We start from the raw sequence: 21,528 nt of genomic DNA on the forward strand, positions 1-21,528 counted from the left end.
GCTTTTTGTCTGCAAATGATATTGCATGTGTCAATTGGTGTGCACAAAAATTACACAGCATGAGAATGAAAGGAACCCCACTAGCTAACAAAGGCTAGTGGGGTTCCTTTATTTTTCTTTAATCTCAAATTCATGGACCCTATTAAAGACCAGACCTTTTGCTTTATCGTTATCCTTATATTGGACGGCGTGTACTTTATGCTTGCCAACATTTGCTTTTGTATCTGGAACATAGAGAGAACCATCCATGCCCAATTCAATCTGTTTGCTATCAACTTCTATTCTGTCAATGTAGAAATAGGTGAGCAAAGCACCATTGTCGCACTCTGCGATAAAGAGGTTTATATGAGTAACATTTTATTCATTTTTTTCTTTTTGTAAATCATTCTTTTTTAAAAAGGAATGAACTTGATTTTTCAAACCATACGCTGGGGAATTACGCATATCAGACCAACATCTCTAACTAATGACTCAAATACCTGTTTCAAGATTCTAATTTTGATAATTGATAAGAATAGACACTAGGAATTATCACTACAAAGAAAAGTGTCAAGAAGAATACCCAGTAAACATATAGTTGCACAAAGGAATTTAGAAACAATAACAATCCTCCTAATACCCAAATTTTTCCAGCTAGGCGATGCGTTTTTCTCCAGTTTTCATCATTCTCCAAGGTCCACGGTAGTCGAATACCGATTATATAATTTCGGTGTGTTTTTGGTAGATAATTTCCAATTACAAGCATCACGACTCCCATAAAAATCTGAGCTAGTAGCCCACTCATCATGGAATAACCCAAAGATTCTCCGAAGATAGAAATCATTGATAGACAAGATACAAAAGGAATAATCCAGTAAATCAAAAGTTGTATTTTTGAACTGATATTGCTAGATTTAGGATCCTTAATCATTATAAATAGAAGCAACCAATGCATCAAAAGCATGAGAGTTGGTAATCCAAAGATAGCAAACATTTTATGATTGTAGCCATCTGCTTGACCCAGTAGGTTAAAATGAGTGGGCATCTCCTCTGGTAATTGATACCAGAAAACACAACCTACAAGGGAAGGTAGTAGGATGAGAATGCTCGTAAATAATACCAATTTCTTATTGATTTTTATCTTCATCAAAATGATTTCCTTTCAGATCTGCTAACCAAACCATTATATCCTCTAAAACCGATGTATTTAACTCATAGTAAATAAAGTTTTTCTCTTTCATTTCATGAATCAAATCAGCTGCTTTCAAAATCGTAAGATGATGTGAAATCGTTGCACCCGTCAACTCGAAATAACTGGCAATTTCTCCTGCAGATAATCTACCTGTTTTGAGTAAATTCAAAATCTCTCTCCTAACTGGGTGAGATAAGGCTTTAAAGCTATTTGCAAAACTCATGGTTCTTCCTTTCCCTTTGTAATATTAGCAAGGCTAGGAATAAGCATGGTAGAACTGATAGCATTCCAGCCGGTGACGGGCCTAAAATCAAGAGGCCTGAAACTTTTTCTCCTGGTAATTGAAAGAGTAACCCAAGACCTGCAGTTGCATTGATTGCCCCATGAAATAGTGCTGAAGCCCAGATAGAGCCTGTCTTTGCCAACAACCAGCTTAACAATATTCCTAGGCTAAAACAAAATAGAAACATGGCGACAACTCCCAAAACAGGATAAGCAAAATAAGATAGTCCATAATTATAGCCTTGCAAATTGATTGGTAGATGCCAAAGACTCCAAATGAGACCAAGCAAGACATGAGTCTGGACTATTGAAAAGCGTTCTCTTAGAGCTGGGTAAAGATAGCCACGCCAACCAATTTCCTCTCCCAATGCGAAGAAACTATTAAGAAAAGGAGCGTAGGTCAAACTAGCTAGGATTTGAATCAAGGCCAAGGAAGATAAGGGAATGGTTGATTGAGAAACACCTTTTTCTTGTAAGATGGCTTGAATAGATTCCAAACCAAGGCTGAAATTGCTAGGAAATACAAGAAAATAAAGTCCTGCTCCTAAAAAACTGATGACTGCTGGTAACCAGATAGCTAGTAAGTAAAAGCGCCAGTTCCTCTTGAGATTCACGACTAATTTAGATTTGATTCCACTAGGTTGATTCGTGATTTTCCCTAAAATAAAGACTGCAAGCGCAGGCATCCACATGGCCACAGTACTAGCAAGCTGATTCCATGGAGAATTAAGACCGACACCACTTAGCCATAGTGCCAACCATATTATCCAAGCAAGGCCGTAAGCCAAGACCACAAAAAGAAGGATTGTTCTCTTATTTGACATATTGATATACTTCACTTTCTATTTAGGTGTTTTTCTAAATAGCATTATACACCTTTCCATTCTATATACAAGAACTATTTAGATGTTTTTCTAAATAGTTTGGAAAATTTTTATTTCCCCTCGCTCAGCTTCAGATAAGTGTTTGTAAGATTGATTTGTGGCAGAATAATTAGTGGACATGCTCATCTTCCTTTATACTGATTTTCGCAACTCTAGTATATCAGATGAACATGTCTTTTTTGTTGCACTTCATTTTATAACAGGGCAAAAACCGAAAATAAGTCCCTTATAATGATGACCTATTTCCAGTTTTTGGCACTGACTTGCTAAATAATAGTTGATTAGTTACTATATGTCTAATCTCTACCCATTCGCCCTTAGCCGGTTCTCATAGGCCAGTTTCATTAACATGGTATAGAGGGGGCCCATGTCATAGCGTTTGGGGAATTCTAGGGTCAGGGTCTGGCGGCTTTCGCTGTGGGCCTTGAGGCGGATGTTGTCCAGGTATTCAATGGTCAGTTCGCTGTCATCCAGCATGGCGCCAGCCGTTTCCAGTTCAACATTAATAATGTTCATGAGGAAGATGGTCTTATAGCGGGCCTTCTTGCCCGTGGTGCCTTGGCGGTCGACAAAGAGGATGCGGATATTGGTGAAGATGACCAGGTCCCGAATGAGGGCATAACCCGCCTGGATTTCTTCCTTTTCAATCAAGAGGTGGCCGTAGTCCTTGGCCAAACTTTCCTTGGAGACCTCACTCATATTGCCGGATAGGCCTTGGAATAAATTGCCTAATACCATACTAATCCCTCCTTATGGATTCTTAGCTCTAGTATAGCAGACCCATGCCGTCCTTGCCCAAGAAAAGGCCCTAACTTTCAACTGGCCTCAATCTGTAGTACAATAGAAGCACGAAAATCAAGCAGGAACAAATGACCGCGCGACGGAGGGGGCGACAGACATGTTAGCATATGAAATATTGGGCCTAGAGGGTCCCACAGAGGATGAGGCGGTCCTAGAGGCAGCCTATCGTCAACGCTATGAGGAGTGGCAGGAGGATGCCCAGGCTCTGGCCCAACTAGAGGCGGCCTATCAATGGGCCCTCAGCCAGCGGGGCGCCAGCCAGGACATCGCTAGCTTGTTTAATGACCTAGATGACCACTCTGAAGAGAAGGGGACAGACTGGACCGACTTTGACTTAGAAGCCTGGATGGCGTCAGGCCTGTCGGGCCAATTCAGCCAGCAGGTAGCTCATAATCGGCTGGCCCAGAATTTGGCCGGGGTCAAGCAGCAATTTAATGACTGGCCAGCCTGGCAGCAACTCCTAGTCGACCAAGCCAATAAGGACTGGCAGGTGCCCCAGGAAGACTTCCTGCTGGCCCTACAAGCCCTGCCCCTGGAAAGCTTAGAAAATAAACGGGTCCTCTATACCTTGCTAGGCTATGTTCCCAGCCTCAAGGGCGACCCGGACCTGACCCAAGCCCTTGACCAGCGGGTCAATCAGCGCTGGCAGGAGCTAGTGGGTCAGTCCTGGTATCCAACTAATCGCCGCATGTTGTTAGCGGGTCTGATTACGACCTTTGGTAGTCTGGCTTGCTTTGGCTTACAGATCTTGATCTGGATAGGGATTATGATTTGGCCCCAAGCCTATGCCGTCTGGCTGCCCTTGGTGGCTAGCAACACCTTAGTCTGCTACTGCTTTGAGCTCCAGTATAGTACGGTCAACAACTGGGGCCACTTCCCTCATTACTTGGATGGCCGAGGCTATCGCTACCTGGCCCTGTCCAGTCTGCCCTTGGCCGGTCTCTATCTGGTCACCCTAGTCTTGGGGGCCTTGGCGGTCTGGCAAGAGAGCTGGCTGCCGGCCTTTGGCTGGACCTTTGGTCTGCTGATGGTACTAGTGGCGGTCCTACTCTTGGCCCAGCGAGGCTTAGGCATGGGGGCCTTTCACTTCAAAAATCAGGTCTATGATGCGGGCCAACCCGTCCTCTATCTGATTTTGGCCGCCCTGGTCTTAATCAGCCTGGTTGCCTGGTTCTTGCGTATGAACCAGCCCAACTTCTCTATCTTTTTATTAACTAGCATCTATTTATATGTCAACGCCAAACTAGACCCGACCAAGAAGCCAGCAGGGCGCTACTTGATTAACCAGGCCAGCTACCTGATCAGCGTCTCGGCCTTGCTGGTGGCTTGGCGACTCTATCAAGGGGCCTTCTGGCAGGTGCCCAATATTATCTGGTGGGTCATGGCCCTGACCTTAGTTCCCTACCTTGTGGGGACTTTGCTGGCCAGATTCCAATCGCGTGAAAAGGAGTAAGTATTATGACAGTTATCGGTATTGACTTAGGTACCACCAACAGCTTGGCGGTGGCCTATAGTGAAGGGCAAGTTCGCATGATTCCCAATAGTTTTGGGGAATATTTGACCCCGAGTGTGGTCTACTATGACGGGTCGGAAATCCAAGTGGGTAAGATTGCCCGGGAGAAATTAGTAACCCATCCCCAAGACACCGCCCAACTCTTCAAGCTCCATATGGGGGCCAACCGCCAAATTACCTTGTCCAAACGGGCCTTCCAGCCGGAAGAATTGTCGGCCTGCGTCCTCAAGCAGTTGGTGGCAGACGCCGAGGCCTTTCTAGGTCAGACGGTGACCGAGCTGGTCATTAGTGTGCCGGCTTACTTCAACGCGGAGCAACGCCAAGCCACTAAGAAGGCGGGCGAATTGCTAGGTCTCAAGGTAGAACGTCTCATTAATGAGCCATCTGCTGCAGCCATTGCCTGTCACGAGGCAGATGACTTCGAGACCTTCGTGGTCTTCGACTTTGGGGGCGGGACCCTGGACGTGTCCGTGGTGGACTGCTTCGAAAATGTCATCTCCATTGCGGCCATTGCCGGGGATAACCACCTGGGCGGTAGCGACTTCGACCGACTGATTGCCCAATATGTTTGCCGCAAGGCTGGGACTAACTTTGAAGCCCTCAATCGCCGGACCCGCAACTCTCTGCTCTTGGCGGCCGAGCGGGTCAAGAAGCAATTGTCTGAATTTGAGTCAGTCAATATGCAGGTTCAACTGGAAGGCAAGTCCCATGAATATAAGATTACCAATGAATTATTGGCTGAAATCAGCCAGCCCCTCTTCAAACGCATGCGGGAGGTCATCCGCAAGGCCATTGTGGAAAGTAAGTTTGGCGCGGGCGAACTAGATCGCCTGATCTTGGTTGGGGGTTCTTCCTACATGCCGGTGGTCAATGACTACCTCAAACGCCTACTTAACCTGCCAGTCGTTAGCGGTCAGAAGATGGACGAGTTAGTGGCCCTTGGTTTAGGTCAGTATATCGGTATCAAGACCCGGGCCCAAGAGGTCAAGGACTTGGTGGTGACCGACATTTGTCCTTTCTCCCTGTCTACTTCGGTTCACAACTATGTGGATGAGGACAAGGATTTGTCCGACGTCCTGATTGCGCGTAACTCCGTTCTGCCTAGCAGCAAGACCCAGATCTATTCGCCGGTCCACAAGGATCAGCCGACCATTCGATTCAAGGTCTACCAGGGGGAAGCCATGTATGCCAAGGACAATCTCTTCTTGGGCTCGGTTCAGTTACCAGTGCCTAGCAATGTTGACGACCAGTCCTTTGCGGTCACTTATTCCTATGACATCAACTCTATCCTCTATGTGGAAATCAAGACCGTGGCCACCGACGAAGTTAAGACCTACAAGCTGGGCCCTAACAAGAGCCTGGTAGCGGTAGATGCCACTGATACGGCCCATAAGGAAATCAAGGAGCTGGCCCTGCAATTGGCTAGCCAACCAGAGCGGGATGCCCTCTTTGAACGTGCCCTGCGTCTTTACCAAGAGTTGAGTCTGGACCAACAACAAGCCTTGCAACTGACCCTTATGCGTTTCTCCCGGCTCTTTGCCCGTTATCAGAACAACCTGCTCAAGAAGCGGCAGTTGCTGGATTCAACCAATGACTACCTCGACCACCTAGAGTGGGGCTTGGATGCCGGCATGGGCGATATCTTCCGGGATGTGGAGTCTGACTGGGATCAGGATTCGGATTGGGACCAAGAGCTAGAAGCCGAACTAGACCGGACCGTCATGGAATTCCTCAATGAGGATAGTGAAACTGAGGAAGGGGAGGATGCCCATGGCTAAGACGCCCTGGCAAGTCTTAGGGCTAAGCGGGCCAACTGCGGATAAGAAGGCCATTAAGCGGGCCTACGCCCAACAAGTTAAGCTCTACCACCCAGAGGACCATCCCGAAGAATTCCAGGCCCTGCAGGCAGCCTACCAAGAGGCCCTCAAGCGGGCGACTGACTTAGCTGCCCAAGAAAGCAGGGGAGCAGGAGCGGCTTTCTTAGGCGACCAGTCAGCAAGCAGTGGCCCTAGCGCCACTAGCAAAGCCGGCCACCAGTCCACTCATGCCAGCCAGCAGTCTAAGGCCAAGCCGTCAGATCAGTGGCCAGCCCAGTCGGCTGACCAAAAGTCTGGCCAGTCAACCGACCAAAAGCCTAGCCAGTCGGCCGGCCCAAGTGGCCAGACCAAGTCCCAATGGCAAGCACCTAAGCAAACGGAGCCTAGCTCTGAAAGCAGCTTAGATTGGTCGGATGCCAATCAGGGGCCTCGGGACAGCACCAGCAGCCAGACCCTGTCCTGGTCAGCACCGCAAGACCAGGAGCCAGTCAGCGACGGTCATTTAAGCTGGCAGGACCAAGCTGAGGAAGGTCGCCAATCGGGCAGCTTTAGCTGGCGGGACCAAGCTGAGGAAGGTCGCCAGTCGGGTAGCCTGAGCTGGCAGGACCAGGCCGAGGACAGACGCCAGACGGGCAGCCTTAGCTGGCAGGACCAGGCAGAAGAGCGCCGCCAATCGGGCGACCTCAACTGGGATGACAGCCAGTCCGATAGTTCTTTGGGGGACTTGGACGAGTTGGAGGCTGACGACCCCATTTTCTCTGAATTGGAAGAGCCTGAGCATGACCTTTTCCGCCAGGAGGAGCTGGAGCAGGACCCAGAACCTGTGGACTACCAACCGTCCATGGACTTCAACCTGGACTATCAAGTTGACATTCAGCAGCTTTTGGCCCCGCTCAGAGGCTTCCTGGATGACCAGGACCTAGAAGAACTGCTGACCAACCAAGCCCTCATGGCGCAAATTAGCCAGCATGGCCAGAAAGAAGCATTAGACCGGGCCCTGACCAGACTAGTCCTGACCCAGAATCGTCGCAAGCGTAAGCGGGTCAAGCAACTGGCCCAGCAATATGGCCTGATCCATTTGCTTAGAAAGAGCAAGCAGGGCTTCCGCCTACCTTATTGGCCTATGTTGCGCTTGGTCTTGGCGGGGCTTGCCTTTTTACTGGCAGCTATCTTCGGGCGCTTTACCGGCTCGGGACCTAGCCATCCTGTTCCGCCGCGCAAGCCAGCGGTTGATGTCGGCAAGTTGGCCGTCATTAGCTATGACCCTATTTCCATTCCGAGTTTTAGCCTGGACTTGTCCGGCCTAGATCAAATGGGGGAGAGCGGCCGACTGGAAGGGCCAGAGGGCAATCAGACCCTCTGGATTGGGGAAGAAGAGCGCCTGACAGGCATTAAGCAGTCTTGGTCGCTGACCCGGTCTGCCACCCTCTATCAGACCCAGTCCGGCTATGCCCTCCATCTACGGGCTAAGGACAAGCTCATTGATTTCAAGGACTACCAGGCCATGCGCCAGGTGAAAGCCTTTAATGACCAGGGGACCCAGAAACCGGCCCTAGTCGGTCAAGACAAGTCCAGCCAGCAATGGTACCTAGTGGACCTATCTTCGGGTAAAGTCCTAGCTGCCATTAGTGGGACGGCGCCTGAGCAGGGAGACACCAGCATGGGCGTCCACTACAGCCAGCAGGGAGACCTAGTGAAGGCCAAGTGGGAGCGTCTGCCCCAATAAGTTCGCAAGCCTTATAGCCAGCCAGCAAGCCAGTCTTGCTGGCTTTTTTTGTACTCAGGAAAGTGGACCACTAGCTCACGGCAAAACGTCGAATTCCCCTGTTTTCCGGCAAAATCTGAGGAGCCAGTGGACCACTCTGGAAAGTAGGCCACTAGCTCAGTCAAAACCGGCGAATACCCCTGGTTTCGGGCAAAAACAAAGGAGCCAGTGGTCCATTCAGGAAAGTGGACCACTAGCTCCTCTGGTTTTGATTGCTAGCTGCAAGTCACAAGCCCTTAAGCCCGGCCCAGCCCCAAGGTAAGGGCTTTTCAGTCACTTTCTGTCTCTAAGGCAACAAGAAGATGATAAAAAATCCTGCAAACGCGACCATGGCTGATTTATCAAGGATAGCGCCTCGTAAAACCTGTCAGGGCCTAGCACATGTGTTGACAGATGAGCAGACTTTCGATAAACTTTGATTATCAAATAGTTTGATAGTCAAAGTAAGTTAAAGGAGTGATAGTGAGTGGACCATTCGACCATTTTTGAAATGAACGAATTTTTGGTCTCTATCTTTAATGAAATTCTGTTAATTGAAGAAACTTCGCTCAAGATGAGTGAGTTTTCGGATTTATCAATCAAGGAAATGCATACGATTGAAGCCATTGGTTTGGGCGGCAACTTGAGCTCTTCGGAGGTGGCTAAGAAAATTGCCATCACCATGGGGACCCTGTCAGTGTCCATCCAAAACTTAGTAAAAAAAGGCTATGTTGAGCGTGTGTCCTCACCCAGCGATCGCCGGGTGGTGCTACTCAAGCTAACGAAGCGGGGTAAATTACTCTATCGGATCCACCGCAAGTTCCACTTGAACATGGTAGCTGAGACCTTAAATGGCATGGCGCCTGAAGAGGCAGCCACCCTAGTCAAGGGCCTACGTAATTTACATCGTTTCTTGGACAATGCTAAACAACGATTAGGAGAGTAAGATGAGTCGTATTATTGCAACAGGTGCTTATTTACCTGGACAAGCTTGGTCTAACGACCAATTAATCAATGCTTATCAACTAGAATCCAGTGACGAGTGGATTGTCCAACGGACAGGAATTCACCAACGTTACTTCGCAGCTGAGGACGAAACCGTCGCGATGATGGCGAGTGAGGCGGCCAAGCAATTATTGAAGAATTTATCCCCTGACATTGTCAGCCAAATTCGTCATATTGTCGTCGCAACCATGTCTGCTAAGGCTGCGACCCCATCCATTGCCTGCCAAGTGCAAGCCATGATTGGGGCGGAAGGGGCTTGGGGCTTTGACCTCAACGGCGCCTGTTCTGGTTTTGTAATGGCGATGGAAGTAGCCAACCGCCTGGCAGCTAGCCAGACCCAAGGTTACACCCTAGTCATCGGTGCTGAGAAAATGAGTCAGATTGTAGATCTGACAGACCGTACCACTGCCGTCTTGTTCGGTGATGGGGCGGGGGCTGTTCTGATTCAACATGATGGTCAAGAACTCAGCGGCTATGCCAGTCAACTCTTTGCCCAAGGAACAGGGGGCGCGGCCATTGAGGTCCATGAAGCGTCCGATGGTCAGTGGGCTATGCAGATGCAAGGGCGTGACGTCTTCAATTTCGTGAAACGAACCGTCATCAAAACGCTAGCAAACTTTATTGAGCAGAATGATTTTGATATTGACTATTTGATTTGTCACCAAGCGAACCAACGCTTGTTAAATCTAATTGCGGACAAGTTGTCCCTAGAAGAAGGCAAGGTGCCTGCTAATATTGCCCAAGCGGCTAACACCTCAGCAGGCTCTATTCCAATTCTCCTGGACCAACTGGTTCGTGACGGGCGATTGCGACTGGATGGAACGCAGTCCATTATCCTAAGTGGCTTCGGTGCTGGCTTAGCCTGGGGTCACCTACACCTTTCCATCTAAGAATCAAAAAATATTATTTATTTAATGGAGGAACACTATTATGACATTTGAAAAAGTACAAGCGATTATTGCAAACCAATTAGGGATCGACGAAGCAGAAGTACAATTAACCACTGACTTCGAAAACGACTTGAAAGCTGACAGCTTAGACGTATTCCAAATCATCAGCGAAATCGAAGATGAATTAGACATCACCATCGACACTGACCAAAACTTGAAGACTGTTCAAGACTTAGTAAACTACATCGACTCTTTATAATCAATTTTTCTTAAAGTTAGGACTGAAGGTATGAAAACAGCTATTACGGAGTTATTAAACATTGAATATCCAATTGTTCAAGGCGCAATGGCTTGGGTAGCAGACGCTGATTTAGCAAGCGCGGTATCAAATGCAGGCGGCTTAGGGGTTATCGGGACTGGCCACGACAACGTGGACACAGTTCGTGCTAAGGTAGAGGCAATGTTTGCCAAAACCGACAAACCTTTCGCTGTCAATGTAATGTTATTGAACCCACATGTGGAAGAAGTGGTAGACTACTTAATCGCATCTGGCGTCAAAATCATTACCACTGGTGCAGGTAACCCAAGTAAGTACATGCAGCGCTTCGAAGAAGCGGGCATTAGCCTGATTCCAGTAGTAGCGTCTGTGGCCTTGGCCAAACGTATGGAACGCATCGGCGCCAAAGCAGTGGTAGTCGAAGGTATGGAAGCAGGGGGCCACATCGGCAAACTGACCACCATGGCCTTGGTCCCACAAGTGGTGGATGCCGTTAATATCCCAGTCATCGCTGCCGGCGGGATTGGGGACGGACGTGCCATGGCAGCCGCCTTCATGTTGGGTGCTTCCGCGGTTCAAGTGGGGACTCGCTTTGTAGTGGCGCATGAGTCGAACGCTCATGACAACTTCAAGCAAGCCATCATTAAGGCCAAAGACATCGAAACCGTCGTGACCGGCCAAATTACCGGCCACCCAGTACGGGTCTTGCGTAACGCCTTAACCACTGAATACCTGCAAGCGGAAAAAGAAGAAACCAGCAAGGCAGAGCCAGACTTTGAACGATTGAACAAAATCGGCAAAGGCGCCCTCCGTCGTGCGGTAGTGGAAGGTGACGTTAAGACAGGTTCCCTAATGGCCGGCCAGATTGCTGGTTTGGTCTCTAAGGAACAATCCTGTCACGACATCATCCAAGAATACTTGGCTGAATGCCGTCAGACCATTCAAGCGAAACTTGACTTGGTCAATCAATAATTGTTATTTCCTTTCCTACTTGCCGGCACCCCCTAGCTGGTAAGTAGGCGAACCAAAGAGCTTGCTCTGACTTTATCCCTCTTAGGAGTGAGCTCTGGCCTTCGGGCCTTTTATATTATGAACGCAAACAAAACGAACGATAACTGAGGATAGGAGTCAGTGTATGAAACTAGCACTTATCTTTAATGGCCAAGGTGCCCACTATGCGGGCATGGGAATGGACTTCGACCGTCAATTTCCCCAAGCCAGCGCTGTCTATGAGCAGGCAGAAGCTGTGACCGGTTGGCCCTTAAGAGAATGGATCCAACAAGAACCTGAACGCTTCGGCCAGACCCGCTATGCCCAAGTCGCCATTACGTCGACCAGCCTAGCTATCTACCGTAGCATCCAAGACTTGTTACCTCCTGTAAGCTATATGGCCGGATTGAGCCTAGGTGAATATTCCGCCCTGGTTGCCAGTGGTGCCCTAGATCAAGCCAATGCCTTTGCCTTATTGCAGGAACGTGGCGAACTCATGTCCAGACAATGCGAAGCCCTAGCCAGCGACAGTCCATGCCAAATGGCGGCGGTTATGGGTGTGCCTTATGAAGAATGTCAAGCCTTGGTAGCCCAAGTGGCCGATCAAGAGCCGCTCTACATTGCCAATATCAACTCTTCAGCCCAAATCATCGTGGCTGGGACCATTGCGGCGGTTGAGCGCTTCAAGGAAATCGCCAAAGCTGCCGGCTACAAGAAAGTCATCCCCCTCAAAGTCGAAGGACCTTTCCATAGTCCCTTGATGGCCAATGCCCAAGAAGCCATGGCCCAAGCCTTGGAAAAAGTGACCTTCAAGCAAGGGGACGTGCCCGTCATCAGTAACACCACGCTAGACCTTCATCAGCCTGAAAGCCTCTCCCAAGTACTTGTTCGACATCTTGTTGAGCCAGTTTACTGGAAGCAAACCATTGATAAATTGGTTGAAGAAGGTGTGACTCACCTAGTTCAAATCGGTCCCGGCAATACCTTAGCTGGCCTGCTCAAACGCGAAGTTCTGCCCCTCAAGGTACAAGTCCTGGACAAAGTCGAAGACCTCGACGCCCTCAAAAACTTTTTAACGGAGGAAGAATAAATGACCTTAACCTGTTTGATTACGGGCAGCTCCCGCGGGATTGGCCTAGCCATTGCCCACCACTTAGCGGCTAAAGGCCACCGTGTCATCTTAAACAGCCGTAGTCCCATTGCCCCTGAAGTCTTAGCCCAATTTGAAGGCTATGAACAACCAGTCTTACAAGCGACTGGCGACATCAGCCAATTTGACGTGGCTAAGCAATTAGTGGACGACCTCTATGACCAAGGCGTCCAAGTGGATGTATTGGTCAACAACGCCGGTATTACCCGCGACGGTTTGGTTATGCGCATGAGCGAAGAAGACTTCAACGCAGTTATCCAAACCAACTTGAACGGTTGCTTCAACATGTGCCGTCATTTGACTCCACGTCTCTTGAAGCAAAAGGGCGGCCGCATTATCAACATGACCTCCGTTGTTGGGGTTATGGGGAATGCTGGCCAGGTCAACTATGCTGCCTCTAAGGCTGGTATGATTGGCTTGACCAAGTCCCTAGCCCGCGAAGTGGCTAGCCGTGGCATCACCGTCAACGCCATCGCCCCAGGCTTTATCGAAACTGACATGACCGATCAATTATCGGATCGCGTCAAGGAAGCTATGTTAGGCCAAATCCCACTCAAACGCTTTGGCCAAGTGGAACATATCGCTAAAACAGTCGACTTCTTAATCGACAATGACTACATCACAGGCCAAGTCATCGAAGTCAACGGTGGCTTGCACATCTAAGGTCTAATTCCTAGACCCGCACTACAGGAGGTAATTATGCAACGAGTTGTCGTAACAGGTTTGGGGACTGTCTCCCCAATTGGTAACAATGTCGCCGCATTCTGGGACAGCATGCGCCATGACAAGGGCGGTATCGCGCCTATCACAAAATTTGACCACAGTGGCTCTAGCGTCTCTGTGGCCGCTGAAGTCAAAGACTTCGACCCAAGCCCAGTCTTAGACCGTCGGGAAACCCAACGGATGGACTTCTTCTCCCAATATGCCGTAGTGGCATCGGTGGAAGCAGTGGAAGACTCAGGCTACAAGATTGAAGACAATGCCCACCGGGTAGGGGTCTTAGTCAGCTCTGGGATCGGGGGCTTAATCGAAATCGAAAAAGGCATCCGTAAGATGATTGAGAAGGGCGCTAAACGTATTCCGCCACTCTTCGTGCCACTGACCATTGGGAACATGGCCTCTGGTAATATTTCCATGAAGTTAGGTATCAAGGGCCCAAGCTTGGACATCGTAACAGCCTGTGCCTCTGCGACTAACTCGATTGGGGAAGCCTTCCTCAAGATCAAGACAGGCCTCTTGGATGCCTGCTTGGCAGGTGGGGCAGAAGCTACTATCTGTGAAATCGGGATTGGCGGCTTCGCAGCCTTGACGGCCTTGTCCACCAACCAAGACCCAGCCACTGCTTCCCGTCCTTTTGACAAGGACCGCGATGGCTTCGTGATGGGTGAAGGGGCCGGTGTCCTCTTCCTGGAATCCCTGGAGTCTGCCCAGGCTCGTGGCGCCCACATCTATGCTGAATTAGTGGGTTACGGGGCTAACTCTGACGCCTACCACATGACCGCTCCAACCCCAGACGGGTCTGGCGCCGGTGAATGTATCAAGCAAGCCTTGGCTATGGCCGGGCTCAGCGCTGAAGACGTGGACTACATCAATGCCCACGGGACCAGCACCCCAACCAATGACAAGGGCGAAACCCAAGCCATCAAGTATGCTTTGGGCGATGCGGCTTACAAGGTCGCTGTATCCAGCTCTAAGGGCCACTTCGGTCACCTCTTAGGTGGTGCCGGTGGGGTAGAAGCCATTGTCTGCGTCAAGGCCTTGGAAGAAGGTTTCGTACCAGCAACCCTAGGTCTAGAAAATCCAGAAGAAGGCTGTGACCTGGACAATGTCCCAGGCCATGGACGCCAACAAGACATCCAAGTTGCCCTGTCTAACTCCCTGGGCTTTGGCGGTCACAATGCGGTCCTCGCCTTCAAACGATGGGATGGTAAATAAGCATGCAATATGAAGAACTCGTCAAATTAATCGACAAACTCGACCAGTCTAGCCTGGCCTACTTCGAATTCACCAATGACAATGAGCGTCTGCTCTTGGCTAAGGAAGTGCCACAAGTGGCAGCGCCAGCCCCAGTCGTAGTGACCGATGTGACCGAATCGGCGGCCCTAACAGCCCCAGCTAGCCTGGCGGCCCCAGCCCCTGTGGCGGTGCCAGAAGTCGCAGAAGCGCCAGTAGCTCCTACACCTGAGCCAGCAGCCGCTGGTAAGGACGTGCCAGCCCCTATGGTAGGGGTGGTTTACCTGCAAGCTAACCCTGATGCGGATCCTTACGTACAAGTAGGCGACAGCGTCAAGAAGGGTCAAGTCCTCTGCTTGATTGAAGCCATGAAGCTCATGAATGAGATTGTGGCCCCTCAAGACGGCGTGGTCTCTGCTATCTTAGTTGAAAATGAAAACATCGTGGAATACGGCCAAGCCCTCTTCCGCATTAGCTAATTCGATTGAAACATAACCCCCAAAGAAAAGAGGAATAAACATGACTTTATTAACTGCTCAACAAGTAATGGACATTATCCCTAACCGTTACCCAATCTTCTTCATCGACGCTGTGGATGAATTGATTCCAGGTGAAAAAATCGTCTGCCGTAAGAACGTGACCATCAACGAACAAGTCTTCCAAGGTCACTTCCCAGGCGAGCCTGTTTTACCAGGTGTCTTCATCTGTGAAGCTTTAGCTCAAGCTGGTTCTATCCCACTCTTGCAAATGGAAGGTTTCCAAGGCAAGACCGCTTACCTAGGTGGCTTGAACAAGGTAAAATTCCGTCAAAAGGTAGTACCAGGTGACGTGCTTCGTCTCCAAGTAGACATCGTTAAATTGCGTAAGAACGCAGGGATTGGTTACGGCCAAGCCTTCGTTGGCGACAAGAAAGTTGCGGAAGCAGAAATGACCTTCATTATCGGAGCAAAATAATATGTTTAAAAAAGTGTTAGTCGCCAACCGTGGTGAGATTGCAGTCCGAATCATTCGGGCCCTGCGCGAAATGAATATTACGTCGGTGGCGGTCTATAGCGAGGCAGACCGGGAGGCCCTTCATACCCAATTAGCGGATGAAGCCATCTGTATCGGGCCTGCCAAGGGCTTAGACTCCTACGCCAACCCAGTGGCCATTCTGTCCGCTGCCATGGTGACGGGGGCTGACGCCATCCACCCAGGCTACGGCTTCTTATCCGAGCGTAGCGATTTCGTTGCCCTCTGTGAAGAGGTCAATATCAAATTCATTGGCCCTAAGAGCCACATTATCGAAGCCATGGGGAACAAGCAAAATGCCCGCAACACCATGAAGGCAGCCGGCGTGCCTATCACGCCAGGTTCCGACGGCTTGGTGCATAGCTTAGAAGAAGCCCATGCCATCGCCCAAAAGATTGGCTTCCCCTTGATTATCAAGGCAGCCGACGGTGGGGGCGGAAAGGGCATGCGCCGGGTGGAAGATCCTAAGGATTTTGAAGCCCTCTTCCTCCAAGCCCAGAACGAAACCCAGTCGGTCTACGGTAACCAAGATCTCTATATCGAGAAAATCATCTACCCAGCCCGCCATATCGAAGTCCAACTTCTGGGCGACGAGCATGGCCATGTCATCCACTTGGGTGAACGGGACTGCTCCCTGCAACGTAATAACCAGAAGGTCATTGAGTTTGCGCCCGCTGTCTGCCTAGATGAGGACACTCGTCAGGCTATCTGTGGGGCAGCCGTTAAGGCAGCTTCGGCCATTGGCTATACCAATGCCGGGACCATCGAGTTCCTCTTGGCCGATAATGGCGAGTTCTACTTCATGGAAATGAATACCCGTCTGCAAGTGGAGCATCCGGTGACTGAGATGATTACCGGGGTCGATATCGTCCAAGAACAGATTAAAATCGCCATGGGCCAACCCCTCTCTTATCAACAAGAGGACATTGTCTTGTCAGGGTTTGCCATTGAGTGCCGCTTGAACGCGGAAGATCCGCTCCACCAATTCCGTCCGGCTGCTGGCCATATCAAGCAGCTAGTCCTACCGTCTGGCGGTATGGGCTTGCGGGTGGAGTCAGGAATCTATCCTCAATACACCTTGCCACCTTTCTATGATTCCATGATTGCTAAAATCATTGTCCACCAACCTAATCGTGAGGCGGCCTTCCGACTCATGGAACGGGCCCTCTATGAAGTGGCCGTGGATGGACTGGTAACCAACGTGGAACTACTAGAAGCCATGGTGGCGGATTCCCACATCCAAGCGGATGATTACCACACCAAGTGGTTAGAAGAAAGCTTCATGCCAGCCTGGCTGGACTTCCAGAAAGAGGCTGAAGCAACAGAGGAGGCCTAGTAAATGGCATTATTTCGTCGTAATAAAACCATTCAACTGAATGCGGACGCCGTAGCAAAATATTCGGATAAGGTCGCCCAAATCCCAGATGATTTGATGGCCCGCTGTCCTAAGTGCCACAAGGTCTACTTCACCAAGCAGAAGCCTGAGGACTACTGCTGTATGCACTGCCACCACCATTTGCCATTTCCGGCTATGGAACGGATTGACTGGCTAGTGGATGAGGGCAGCTTCCAAGAAATCAACGCTGATCTCTGGAATGACAATCCCCTGGGTTTTCCTAAGTATTCTGAAAAATTAGCTAAGCTGCAGGAAGCGACTGGTCTTAAGGAGGCTATCGTGACCGGGACAGCCCGCCTGGACGGCCATGCCTTGGCCCTAGGCGTCATGGATAGCCGCTTCGTCATGGCTTCCATGGGGACGGCCGTAGGGGAGAAGTTGGTTCAGCTTTTTGACCTGGCGACGGCCCAAGGCCTGCCAGTAGTGCTCTATATCGCTTCTGGTGGGGCCCGCATGCAGGAAGGCATCCTGTCCCTCATGCAAATGGCCAAGGTCAGCCAAGCCGTAGCCCGTCATTCAGCGGCCGGCGGCTTCTACTGTGCCGTCTTGACCCATCCGACGACCGGTGGGGTTACGGCCAGCTTCGCCATGCAAGGCGATGTCATCCTGGCTGAGCCTGATGCCACGGTCGGTTTTGCTGGCAAACGGGTCATCGAGCAGACCCTGCGCAAGCCTTTGCCTGATGATTTCCAGGCGGCTGAAACCGTCCTAGGCTACGGCTTTATCGACCAAATCGTGCCCCGCGACCGCCAAAAGCGGATGCTGGCGCAACTCTTGACCATTCACGAGGGAGGGAAGGCTGAATGAAGGCTTATCAAATTGTCCAAAAAGCCCGCGACATTAAGCGTATCTCCACCTCGGATGTGATTGGCGCCCTCTGTGGCGACGACTTTATCGAGTGCCACGGTGACCGCATTATGGGCGATGACGCGGCCATTATGGGCGGTGTGGGCCTGGTGGACGACCAGCCCATGACCATCATCGGTATTCAAAAGGGCAAGACCACCAAGGAAAACATCAAGCGCAACTTCGGTTCAGCCAGTCCTGCTGGCTACCGCAAGGCCCAACGTCTGATGAAGCAGGCCGAAAAATTTGGCCGGCCAATCCTGACCCTCATTAATACGGCCGGCGCCTTCTGTTCGCCTGAGTCCGAGGAAAATGGGATCGGGGAAGCCATTGCTTCTTCCTTGCTGCTTATGAGTGAACTGACCGTACCGACCATCGCCATTATTCTGGGTGAGGGCGGGAGCGGCGGTGCCATTGCCTTGGCCCTAGCCGACCAAGTCTGGATGCTGGAGAACGCTATTTACTCGATCTTGTCGCCTGAAGGCTTCGCTTCGATCTTATGGAAAGACGCCAAACAGGCCGGCAAGGCCGCCGACATGATGAAATTGACGGCGACTGAACTCTTGGACTTGAAAGTCATCGACCGCATCGTGCCTGAGACCTACAACTCCAAGCCCGTGGAAAATGACGTCCTCTTAGAGCGCCTAAGCCACTTGATCAAGCGCGAATTTAAGAAACTAGGCCAAAAAACGGCCCAAGAGCGTCTGGCCCAACGCCAAGACCGCTTCAAGCAATTTTAGGAATTGTGACAGCCCGGGCCTAGCCCGGGCTTTTTGTGTGGCGTGGCGTGGCGGGAGCTGGGAAGCTTTCTGTGGAAGAGCCCCAAGCCCCCAAAAAAGGCAGAAAGTAGCCTGTGAAGAGGCGGAAACTGGGGCAGAAGCACCGAAAAGGCGCGAGCTAGTGGTCCACTCTTCAAAGTGGACCACTAGCTGCCTAGGAAGGGTCCGAAACAGGGCCAAAAGCCCGGAAAAAGTGTGAGCCAGTGGCCCACTCAGGCGAGTGGACCACTAGCTCCCTGGGAGAGGGCAGAAACCGGGTCAAAAGCCCGAAAAGTCGTGAGCCAGTGGTCCACTCAGGCGAGTGGACCACTAGCTCCCTGGGAGAGGGCAGAAACCGGGTCAAAAGCCCGAAAAGTCGTGAGCCAGTGGCCCACTTTAGAGAGTGGACCACTGGCTCCCCGGGAAAGGGCAGCAACTAGGTCAAAAGCCCGAAAAACCGCGAGCCAGTGGACCACTTTGCCGAGTGGACCACTAGCTCCCTGAGAGAAGGCTGAAACCTAGTCAGAAGCCACAAAACAGCCACCACACCCCGCCCTCTTTCCACTATAGCTGAGCCCTATAACCTGTCATAGAAACTAAATGATTGACTATTGGCGGCAAAAGGGCTAGAATATTCTCATGATGATTAGAATGAAAACCCGACAGGAGGTTCTTTAATGAAATTAAAAGCATTGAAACGTTCTGCCCTTGTGGCGACTTTATTGGCTAGCTTTGTGGCTGGCCCTGTGACAAGCTTTGCCCAACCAGCTGGCGTTGACGCCTCTGTAGAGCAAAAGCTCAGCATCGCAACCCAAGGGGAGCTGGCTACTTTGGACAGCGCCCTCTACAATGACGTGCCAAGTTCCGACATGATCGGTCAGGTCTTCGAAGGTCTTTACCGGGTTAAGAACGGGACCGAAGTGGAGTTCGGCCAAGCTGAATCAGTCAAAGTTTCTGACGACGGCTTGACCTACACCTTTACCTTGCGCGACGGTCTCAAATGGAGCGACGGCAGCCCGGTGACGGCGGCCGACTTCGAGTACAGCTACCAACGTCTGGTCGATCCTAAGTCTGGTGCCAGCGTCCAATCGGTTGACGTCTTCAAGAACGCAGCCGCAGTCCGCAAAGGTGAGAAAGAAATCTCCGAATTAGGGGTCAAAGCCTTAGATGACAAGACCCTTGAAGTGACCTTAGAATACCCAGCGCCATACCTGCCAAAACTCTTGTCCGGTAGCCGCTACATGCCTGTCAGCAAGGCAGTTCACAGCGCCAAGGCCGACAAGTACGGGACCAGCGCTGACAATGTCGTTACTAACGGGCCTTTCACCATCCAAGACTGGAACGGGACCAACCTGGAGTGGAAATTGGTTAAGAACGACAACTACTGGGATGCGGCCAACGTTTACCTTAAGGATGTCCAAGTTCAAGTCATCAAGGAAAACTCTACTGGTGCCGACCTCTTCGATGCTGGCCAGTTGGACTACACCACTTTGACTGACCAATTTGTCCAAGAATACACTGGGGCTGACGATTTCCATACCGCTTCTAAAGCCACCATCGGTTACCTCAGCTTCAACACCCAACGGGAAGCGACCGCTAATGCCGACTTACGTCGCGCCATTGCCCAAGCTTTCGACAAGCAAGTCTATGCGGACTCCGTCATCCAAGACGGCTCCAAGGTCCTCAACAACCAAGTGCCTAAGGACTTCGACGTCAACGAGGCAGGCGAGGACTACCAAACAGCGGCTGGCCCAATGTTAGAGTATAACTTGGAAGCGGCCCAAGCTGACTGGGCTAAGGCCAAAGCTGCTCTAGGCAAGGACACCATTGAATTGCAACTGCTAACCTCTGACGTTGGCTTGTCCAAGCGGACAGCTGAGTTCTTGCAGGCCCAATTAGAAGCCAACTTGCCAGGTCTCAAGCTGACCATTTCCAGCGTGCCCCTCAAGAACCGTCTAGAGTTCCAACGTCAATCAGACTTTGACATCTTCTACGGGACTTGGGCGCCAGACTATCAAGATGCCCTTAACTTTATCGAGCAGTACAAAACTGGCGGCGGCATTAACTTCGCCAAGTATTCCAATGCTGAATACGACAAATTAGTGGAGCAAGCCCGCAACGAATACGCTAACGACCCAGCTAAGCGTCGCCAAGCCTTAATCCAAGCCGAAACCATCGGCATTAAGCAAGACGCAGTCGCTGCGCCAATCTATCAATCTGCCACTTCTTACCTACTCAAAGCCCGCGTGAAAAACTTCGAAGTTATGCCATTCGGCCGTACCATTAACCTACGTCCGGTCTACGTGACAGAGTAATAAGGAAAAGAAAACAGAGAAAAGCCCGCACTATGGTGCGGGCTTTTTGTGTGGTGTGGGCTGGGGTTTGGGGCAGAAGCTAGGTAGCGAGCAGAAAATGGTCAAAAGCTAGGAAAAGCACGAGCTCCTCGGAAAGCGGCAGAAACTAGATCAAAAGCTCCGAAAAGTCGCGAGCCAGTGGTCCACTCTTTCGAGTGGTCCACTAGCTTCCTTTGCCTGCGGACTAATGAATCTGCACGGGCTGGCCAGGATTTTCTAGTAGCTCATGCAGCTTGAGGTGGGGCTGGGCGATGGCGTAGGGCACGTTGGCGCCGTGACCGTGTGCCTGCAGGGGCATCTAAACACAACAGGAAAAGCCTTGATTTACAAGGCTTTTTTGCTTGTCTATAACTGATTTGCCCCATCATTTGCCCCACATTTTTTTATGAGCAATCTTTCCAGACATCTCTGATTTGATTAAATTCCTCAAAAATTTTCTCTTCTAAGGTATGTCCATACACTTCTACTGTATAATCTTATTCTTCATTATCAATCGTCAAACACTCCGCCTGTAATCTGGTACATGAGGTAAATGTGCTCCAAGGTTTTGACAATTCGCGCCACATGAAGTTATTTAAGCATCTCCTTTTCTTTCAATACCATTTTCTGTTATAATAAATTGTACTTCTAAAATAGAAAGGACTTAAGATGACAACTCTTATTAAACATAAACGTGTAGAATTTTC

20 protein-coding genes are annotated in these 21,528 nt (G+C 50.4%); 16 read left to right on the forward strand and 4 right to left on the reverse strand.

The window, feature by feature from the left end; translation table 11 throughout:
* Positions 1-484: 484 nt before the first annotated feature.
* The 4 genes from ACO53F_RS04730 to ACO53F_RS04745 all read right to left on the reverse strand — a co-directional run bounded on the left by ACO53F_RS04730 (position 485) and on the right by ACO53F_RS04745 (position 3,075).
* Complete coding sequence (locus tag ACO53F_RS04730; RefSeq protein ID WP_485137504.1) at positions 485-1,126, reverse strand: SdpI family protein; 642 nt, start codon at positions 1,124-1,126, stop codon at positions 485-487.
* Positions 1,107-1,394, reverse strand: coding sequence for an autorepressor SdpR family transcription factor (locus ACO53F_RS04735; RefSeq protein WP_023391752.1), 288 nt, complete (start codon positions 1,392-1,394; stop codon positions 1,107-1,109). Before ACO53F_RS04735 ends, ACO53F_RS04730 begins: the two co-directional genes overlap by 20 nt.
* A complete protein-coding gene (locus ACO53F_RS04740; RefSeq protein ID WP_314237795.1) occupies positions 1,378-2,277 on the reverse strand; it encodes a CPBP family intramembrane glutamic endopeptidase in 900 nt (299 codons plus the stop codon). The genes ACO53F_RS04735 and ACO53F_RS04740 overlap by 17 nt, the downstream gene beginning before the upstream one ends.
* Before the next feature lie 363 nt (positions 2,278-2,640).
* Complete coding sequence (locus ACO53F_RS04745) at positions 2,641-3,075, reverse strand: PH domain-containing protein (protein ID WP_485137505.1); 435 nt, start codon at positions 3,073-3,075, stop codon at positions 2,641-2,643.
* 160 nt (positions 3,076-3,235) lie between these two features.
* On the opposite strand from ACO53F_RS04745, the gene ACO53F_RS04750 reads away from it, so the two are divergent.
* The 16 genes from ACO53F_RS04750 (at position 3,236) to ACO53F_RS04825 (ending at position 20,803) form a co-directional block, all read left to right on the forward strand.
* Positions 3,236-4,591 carry a hypothetical protein gene (locus ACO53F_RS04750; RefSeq protein WP_485137506.1) on the forward strand — a complete coding sequence of 452 codons (1,356 nt, stop codon included), beginning with the start codon at positions 3,236-3,238 and terminating at the stop codon, positions 4,589-4,591.
* A gap of 5 nt (positions 4,592-4,596) precedes the next feature.
* Positions 4,597-6,429, forward strand: coding sequence for an Hsp70 family protein (locus ACO53F_RS04755; protein WP_485137507.1), 1,833 nt, complete (start codon positions 4,597-4,599; stop codon positions 6,427-6,429).
* The gene (locus ACO53F_RS04760) at positions 6,422-8,194 is read left to right on the forward strand and encodes a J domain-containing protein (protein WP_485137508.1); all 1,773 of its coding nucleotides are present in this window, start codon (positions 6,422-6,424) and stop codon (positions 8,192-8,194) included. The genes ACO53F_RS04755 and ACO53F_RS04760 overlap by 8 nt, the downstream gene beginning before the upstream one ends.
* A gap of 529 nt (positions 8,195-8,723) precedes the next feature.
* The gene (gene fabT / locus ACO53F_RS04765; RefSeq protein ID WP_485137517.1) at positions 8,724-9,158 is read left to right on the forward strand and encodes a fatty acid biosynthesis transcriptional regulator FabT; all 435 of its coding nucleotides are present in this window, start codon (positions 8,724-8,726) and stop codon (positions 9,156-9,158) included.
* 1 nt (position 9,159) lies between these two features.
* Positions 9,160-10,107 (forward strand): beta-ketoacyl-ACP synthase 3, encoded by a 948-nt coding sequence (locus tag ACO53F_RS04770; protein WP_485137509.1) that lies wholly within the window; start codon positions 9,160-9,162, stop codon positions 10,105-10,107.
* A gap of 40 nt (positions 10,108-10,147) precedes the next feature.
* Complete coding sequence (locus ACO53F_RS04775) at positions 10,148-10,366, forward strand: acyl carrier protein (RefSeq protein WP_023391761.1); 219 nt, start codon at positions 10,148-10,150, stop codon at positions 10,364-10,366.
* A gap of 30 nt (positions 10,367-10,396) precedes the next feature.
* Entirely contained in the window at positions 10,397-11,356 is a 960-nt protein-coding gene (fabK, locus tag ACO53F_RS04780) for an enoyl-[acyl-carrier-protein] reductase FabK (protein ID WP_314181734.1), read from the forward strand.
* A gap of 163 nt (positions 11,357-11,519) precedes the next feature.
* The gene (locus ACO53F_RS04785) at positions 11,520-12,464 is read left to right on the forward strand and encodes an ACP S-malonyltransferase (protein WP_485137510.1); all 945 of its coding nucleotides are present in this window, start codon (positions 11,520-11,522) and stop codon (positions 12,462-12,464) included.
* Positions 12,465-13,187, forward strand: a complete 723-nt coding sequence (gene fabG, locus ACO53F_RS04790) for a 3-oxoacyl-[acyl-carrier-protein] reductase (RefSeq protein WP_291427509.1) — start codon at positions 12,465-12,467, stop codon at positions 13,185-13,187. It abuts the gene before it with no gap.
* 36 nt (positions 13,188-13,223) lie between these two features.
* Positions 13,224-14,459: a beta-ketoacyl-ACP synthase II gene (fabF, locus tag ACO53F_RS04795; protein WP_485137511.1), complete on the forward strand. Its 1,236-nt coding sequence runs from the start codon at positions 13,224-13,226 to the stop codon at positions 14,457-14,459.
* Between the two features lie 2 nt (positions 14,460-14,461).
* Positions 14,462-14,956 carry an acetyl-CoA carboxylase biotin carboxyl carrier protein gene (accB, locus tag ACO53F_RS04800; RefSeq protein ID WP_485137512.1) on the forward strand — a complete coding sequence of 165 codons (495 nt, stop codon included), beginning with the start codon at positions 14,462-14,464 and terminating at the stop codon, positions 14,954-14,956.
* Positions 14,957-14,996: 40 nt separating this feature from the next.
* Positions 14,997-15,431 (forward strand): 3-hydroxyacyl-ACP dehydratase FabZ, encoded by a 435-nt coding sequence (gene fabZ / locus ACO53F_RS04805; RefSeq protein WP_070755848.1) that lies wholly within the window; start codon positions 14,997-14,999, stop codon positions 15,429-15,431.
* Between the two features lies 1 nt (position 15,432).
* Positions 15,433-16,824: an acetyl-CoA carboxylase biotin carboxylase subunit gene (gene accC, locus ACO53F_RS04810; RefSeq protein ID WP_291427511.1), complete on the forward strand. Its 1,392-nt coding sequence runs from the start codon at positions 15,433-15,435 to the stop codon at positions 16,822-16,824.
* A 3-nt stretch (positions 16,825-16,827) separates the two neighbouring features.
* Entirely contained in the window at positions 16,828-17,691 is an 864-nt protein-coding gene (gene accD, locus ACO53F_RS04815) for an acetyl-CoA carboxylase, carboxyltransferase subunit beta (protein ID WP_311468629.1), read from the forward strand.
* Entirely contained in the window at positions 17,688-18,470 is a 783-nt protein-coding gene (gene accA, locus ACO53F_RS04820) for a carboxyltransferase subunit alpha (protein ID WP_485135723.1), read from the forward strand. The genes accD and accA overlap by 4 nt, the downstream gene beginning before the upstream one ends.
* 695 nt (positions 18,471-19,165) lie before the next feature.
* Positions 19,166-20,803 (forward strand): peptide ABC transporter substrate-binding protein, encoded by a 1,638-nt coding sequence (locus ACO53F_RS04825; protein WP_485137513.1) that lies wholly within the window; start codon positions 19,166-19,168, stop codon positions 20,801-20,803.
* Positions 20,804-21,528: the final 725 nt, after the last annotated feature.

This window comes from Abiotrophia sp. (assembly GCF_057275535.1).

What these genes read in the sequence shown, in the direction of transcription:
- ACO53F_RS04730 (WP_485137504.1), bottom strand. Translation starts at nt 1,126, where the DNA reads ATGAAGATAAAAATCAATAAGAAATTGGTATTATTTACGAGCATTCTC.
- ACO53F_RS04735 (WP_023391752.1), bottom strand. Translation starts at nt 1,394, where the DNA reads ATGAGTTTTGCAAATAGCTTTAAAGCCTTATCTCACCCAGTTAGGAGA.
- ACO53F_RS04740 (WP_314237795.1), bottom strand. Translation starts at nt 2,277, where the DNA reads ATGTCAAATAAGAGAACAATCCTTCTTTTTGTGGTCTTGGCTTACGGC.
- ACO53F_RS04745 (WP_485137505.1), bottom strand. Translation starts at nt 3,075, where the DNA reads ATGGTATTAGGCAATTTATTCCAAGGCCTATCCGGCAATATGAGTGAG.
- ACO53F_RS04750 (WP_485137506.1), top strand. Translation starts at nt 3,236, where the DNA reads ATGTTAGCATATGAAATATTGGGCCTAGAGGGTCCCACAGAGGATGAG.
- ACO53F_RS04755 (WP_485137507.1), top strand. Translation starts at nt 4,597, where the DNA reads ATGACAGTTATCGGTATTGACTTAGGTACCACCAACAGCTTGGCGGTG.
- ACO53F_RS04760 (WP_485137508.1), top strand. Translation starts at nt 6,422, where the DNA reads ATGGCTAAGACGCCCTGGCAAGTCTTAGGGCTAAGCGGGCCAACTGCG.
- fabT (WP_485137517.1), top strand. Translation starts at nt 8,724, where the DNA reads ATGAACGAATTTTTGGTCTCTATCTTTAATGAAATTCTGTTAATTGAA.
- ACO53F_RS04770 (WP_485137509.1), top strand. Translation starts at nt 9,160, where the DNA reads ATGAGTCGTATTATTGCAACAGGTGCTTATTTACCTGGACAAGCTTGG.
- ACO53F_RS04775 (WP_023391761.1), top strand. Translation starts at nt 10,148, where the DNA reads ATGACATTTGAAAAAGTACAAGCGATTATTGCAAACCAATTAGGGATC.
- fabK (WP_314181734.1), top strand. Translation starts at nt 10,397, where the DNA reads ATGAAAACAGCTATTACGGAGTTATTAAACATTGAATATCCAATTGTT.
- ACO53F_RS04785 (WP_485137510.1), top strand. Translation starts at nt 11,520, where the DNA reads ATGAAACTAGCACTTATCTTTAATGGCCAAGGTGCCCACTATGCGGGC.
- fabG (WP_291427509.1), top strand. Translation starts at nt 12,465, where the DNA reads ATGACCTTAACCTGTTTGATTACGGGCAGCTCCCGCGGGATTGGCCTA.
- fabF (WP_485137511.1), top strand. Translation starts at nt 13,224, where the DNA reads ATGCAACGAGTTGTCGTAACAGGTTTGGGGACTGTCTCCCCAATTGGT.
- accB (WP_485137512.1), top strand. Translation starts at nt 14,462, where the DNA reads ATGCAATATGAAGAACTCGTCAAATTAATCGACAAACTCGACCAGTCT.
- fabZ (WP_070755848.1), top strand. Translation starts at nt 14,997, where the DNA reads ATGACTTTATTAACTGCTCAACAAGTAATGGACATTATCCCTAACCGT.
- accC (WP_291427511.1), top strand. Translation starts at nt 15,433, where the DNA reads ATGTTTAAAAAAGTGTTAGTCGCCAACCGTGGTGAGATTGCAGTCCGA.
- accD (WP_311468629.1), top strand. Translation starts at nt 16,828, where the DNA reads ATGGCATTATTTCGTCGTAATAAAACCATTCAACTGAATGCGGACGCC.
- accA (WP_485135723.1), top strand. Translation starts at nt 17,688, where the DNA reads ATGAAGGCTTATCAAATTGTCCAAAAAGCCCGCGACATTAAGCGTATC.
- ACO53F_RS04825 (WP_485137513.1), top strand. Translation starts at nt 19,166, where the DNA reads ATGAAATTAAAAGCATTGAAACGTTCTGCCCTTGTGGCGACTTTATTG.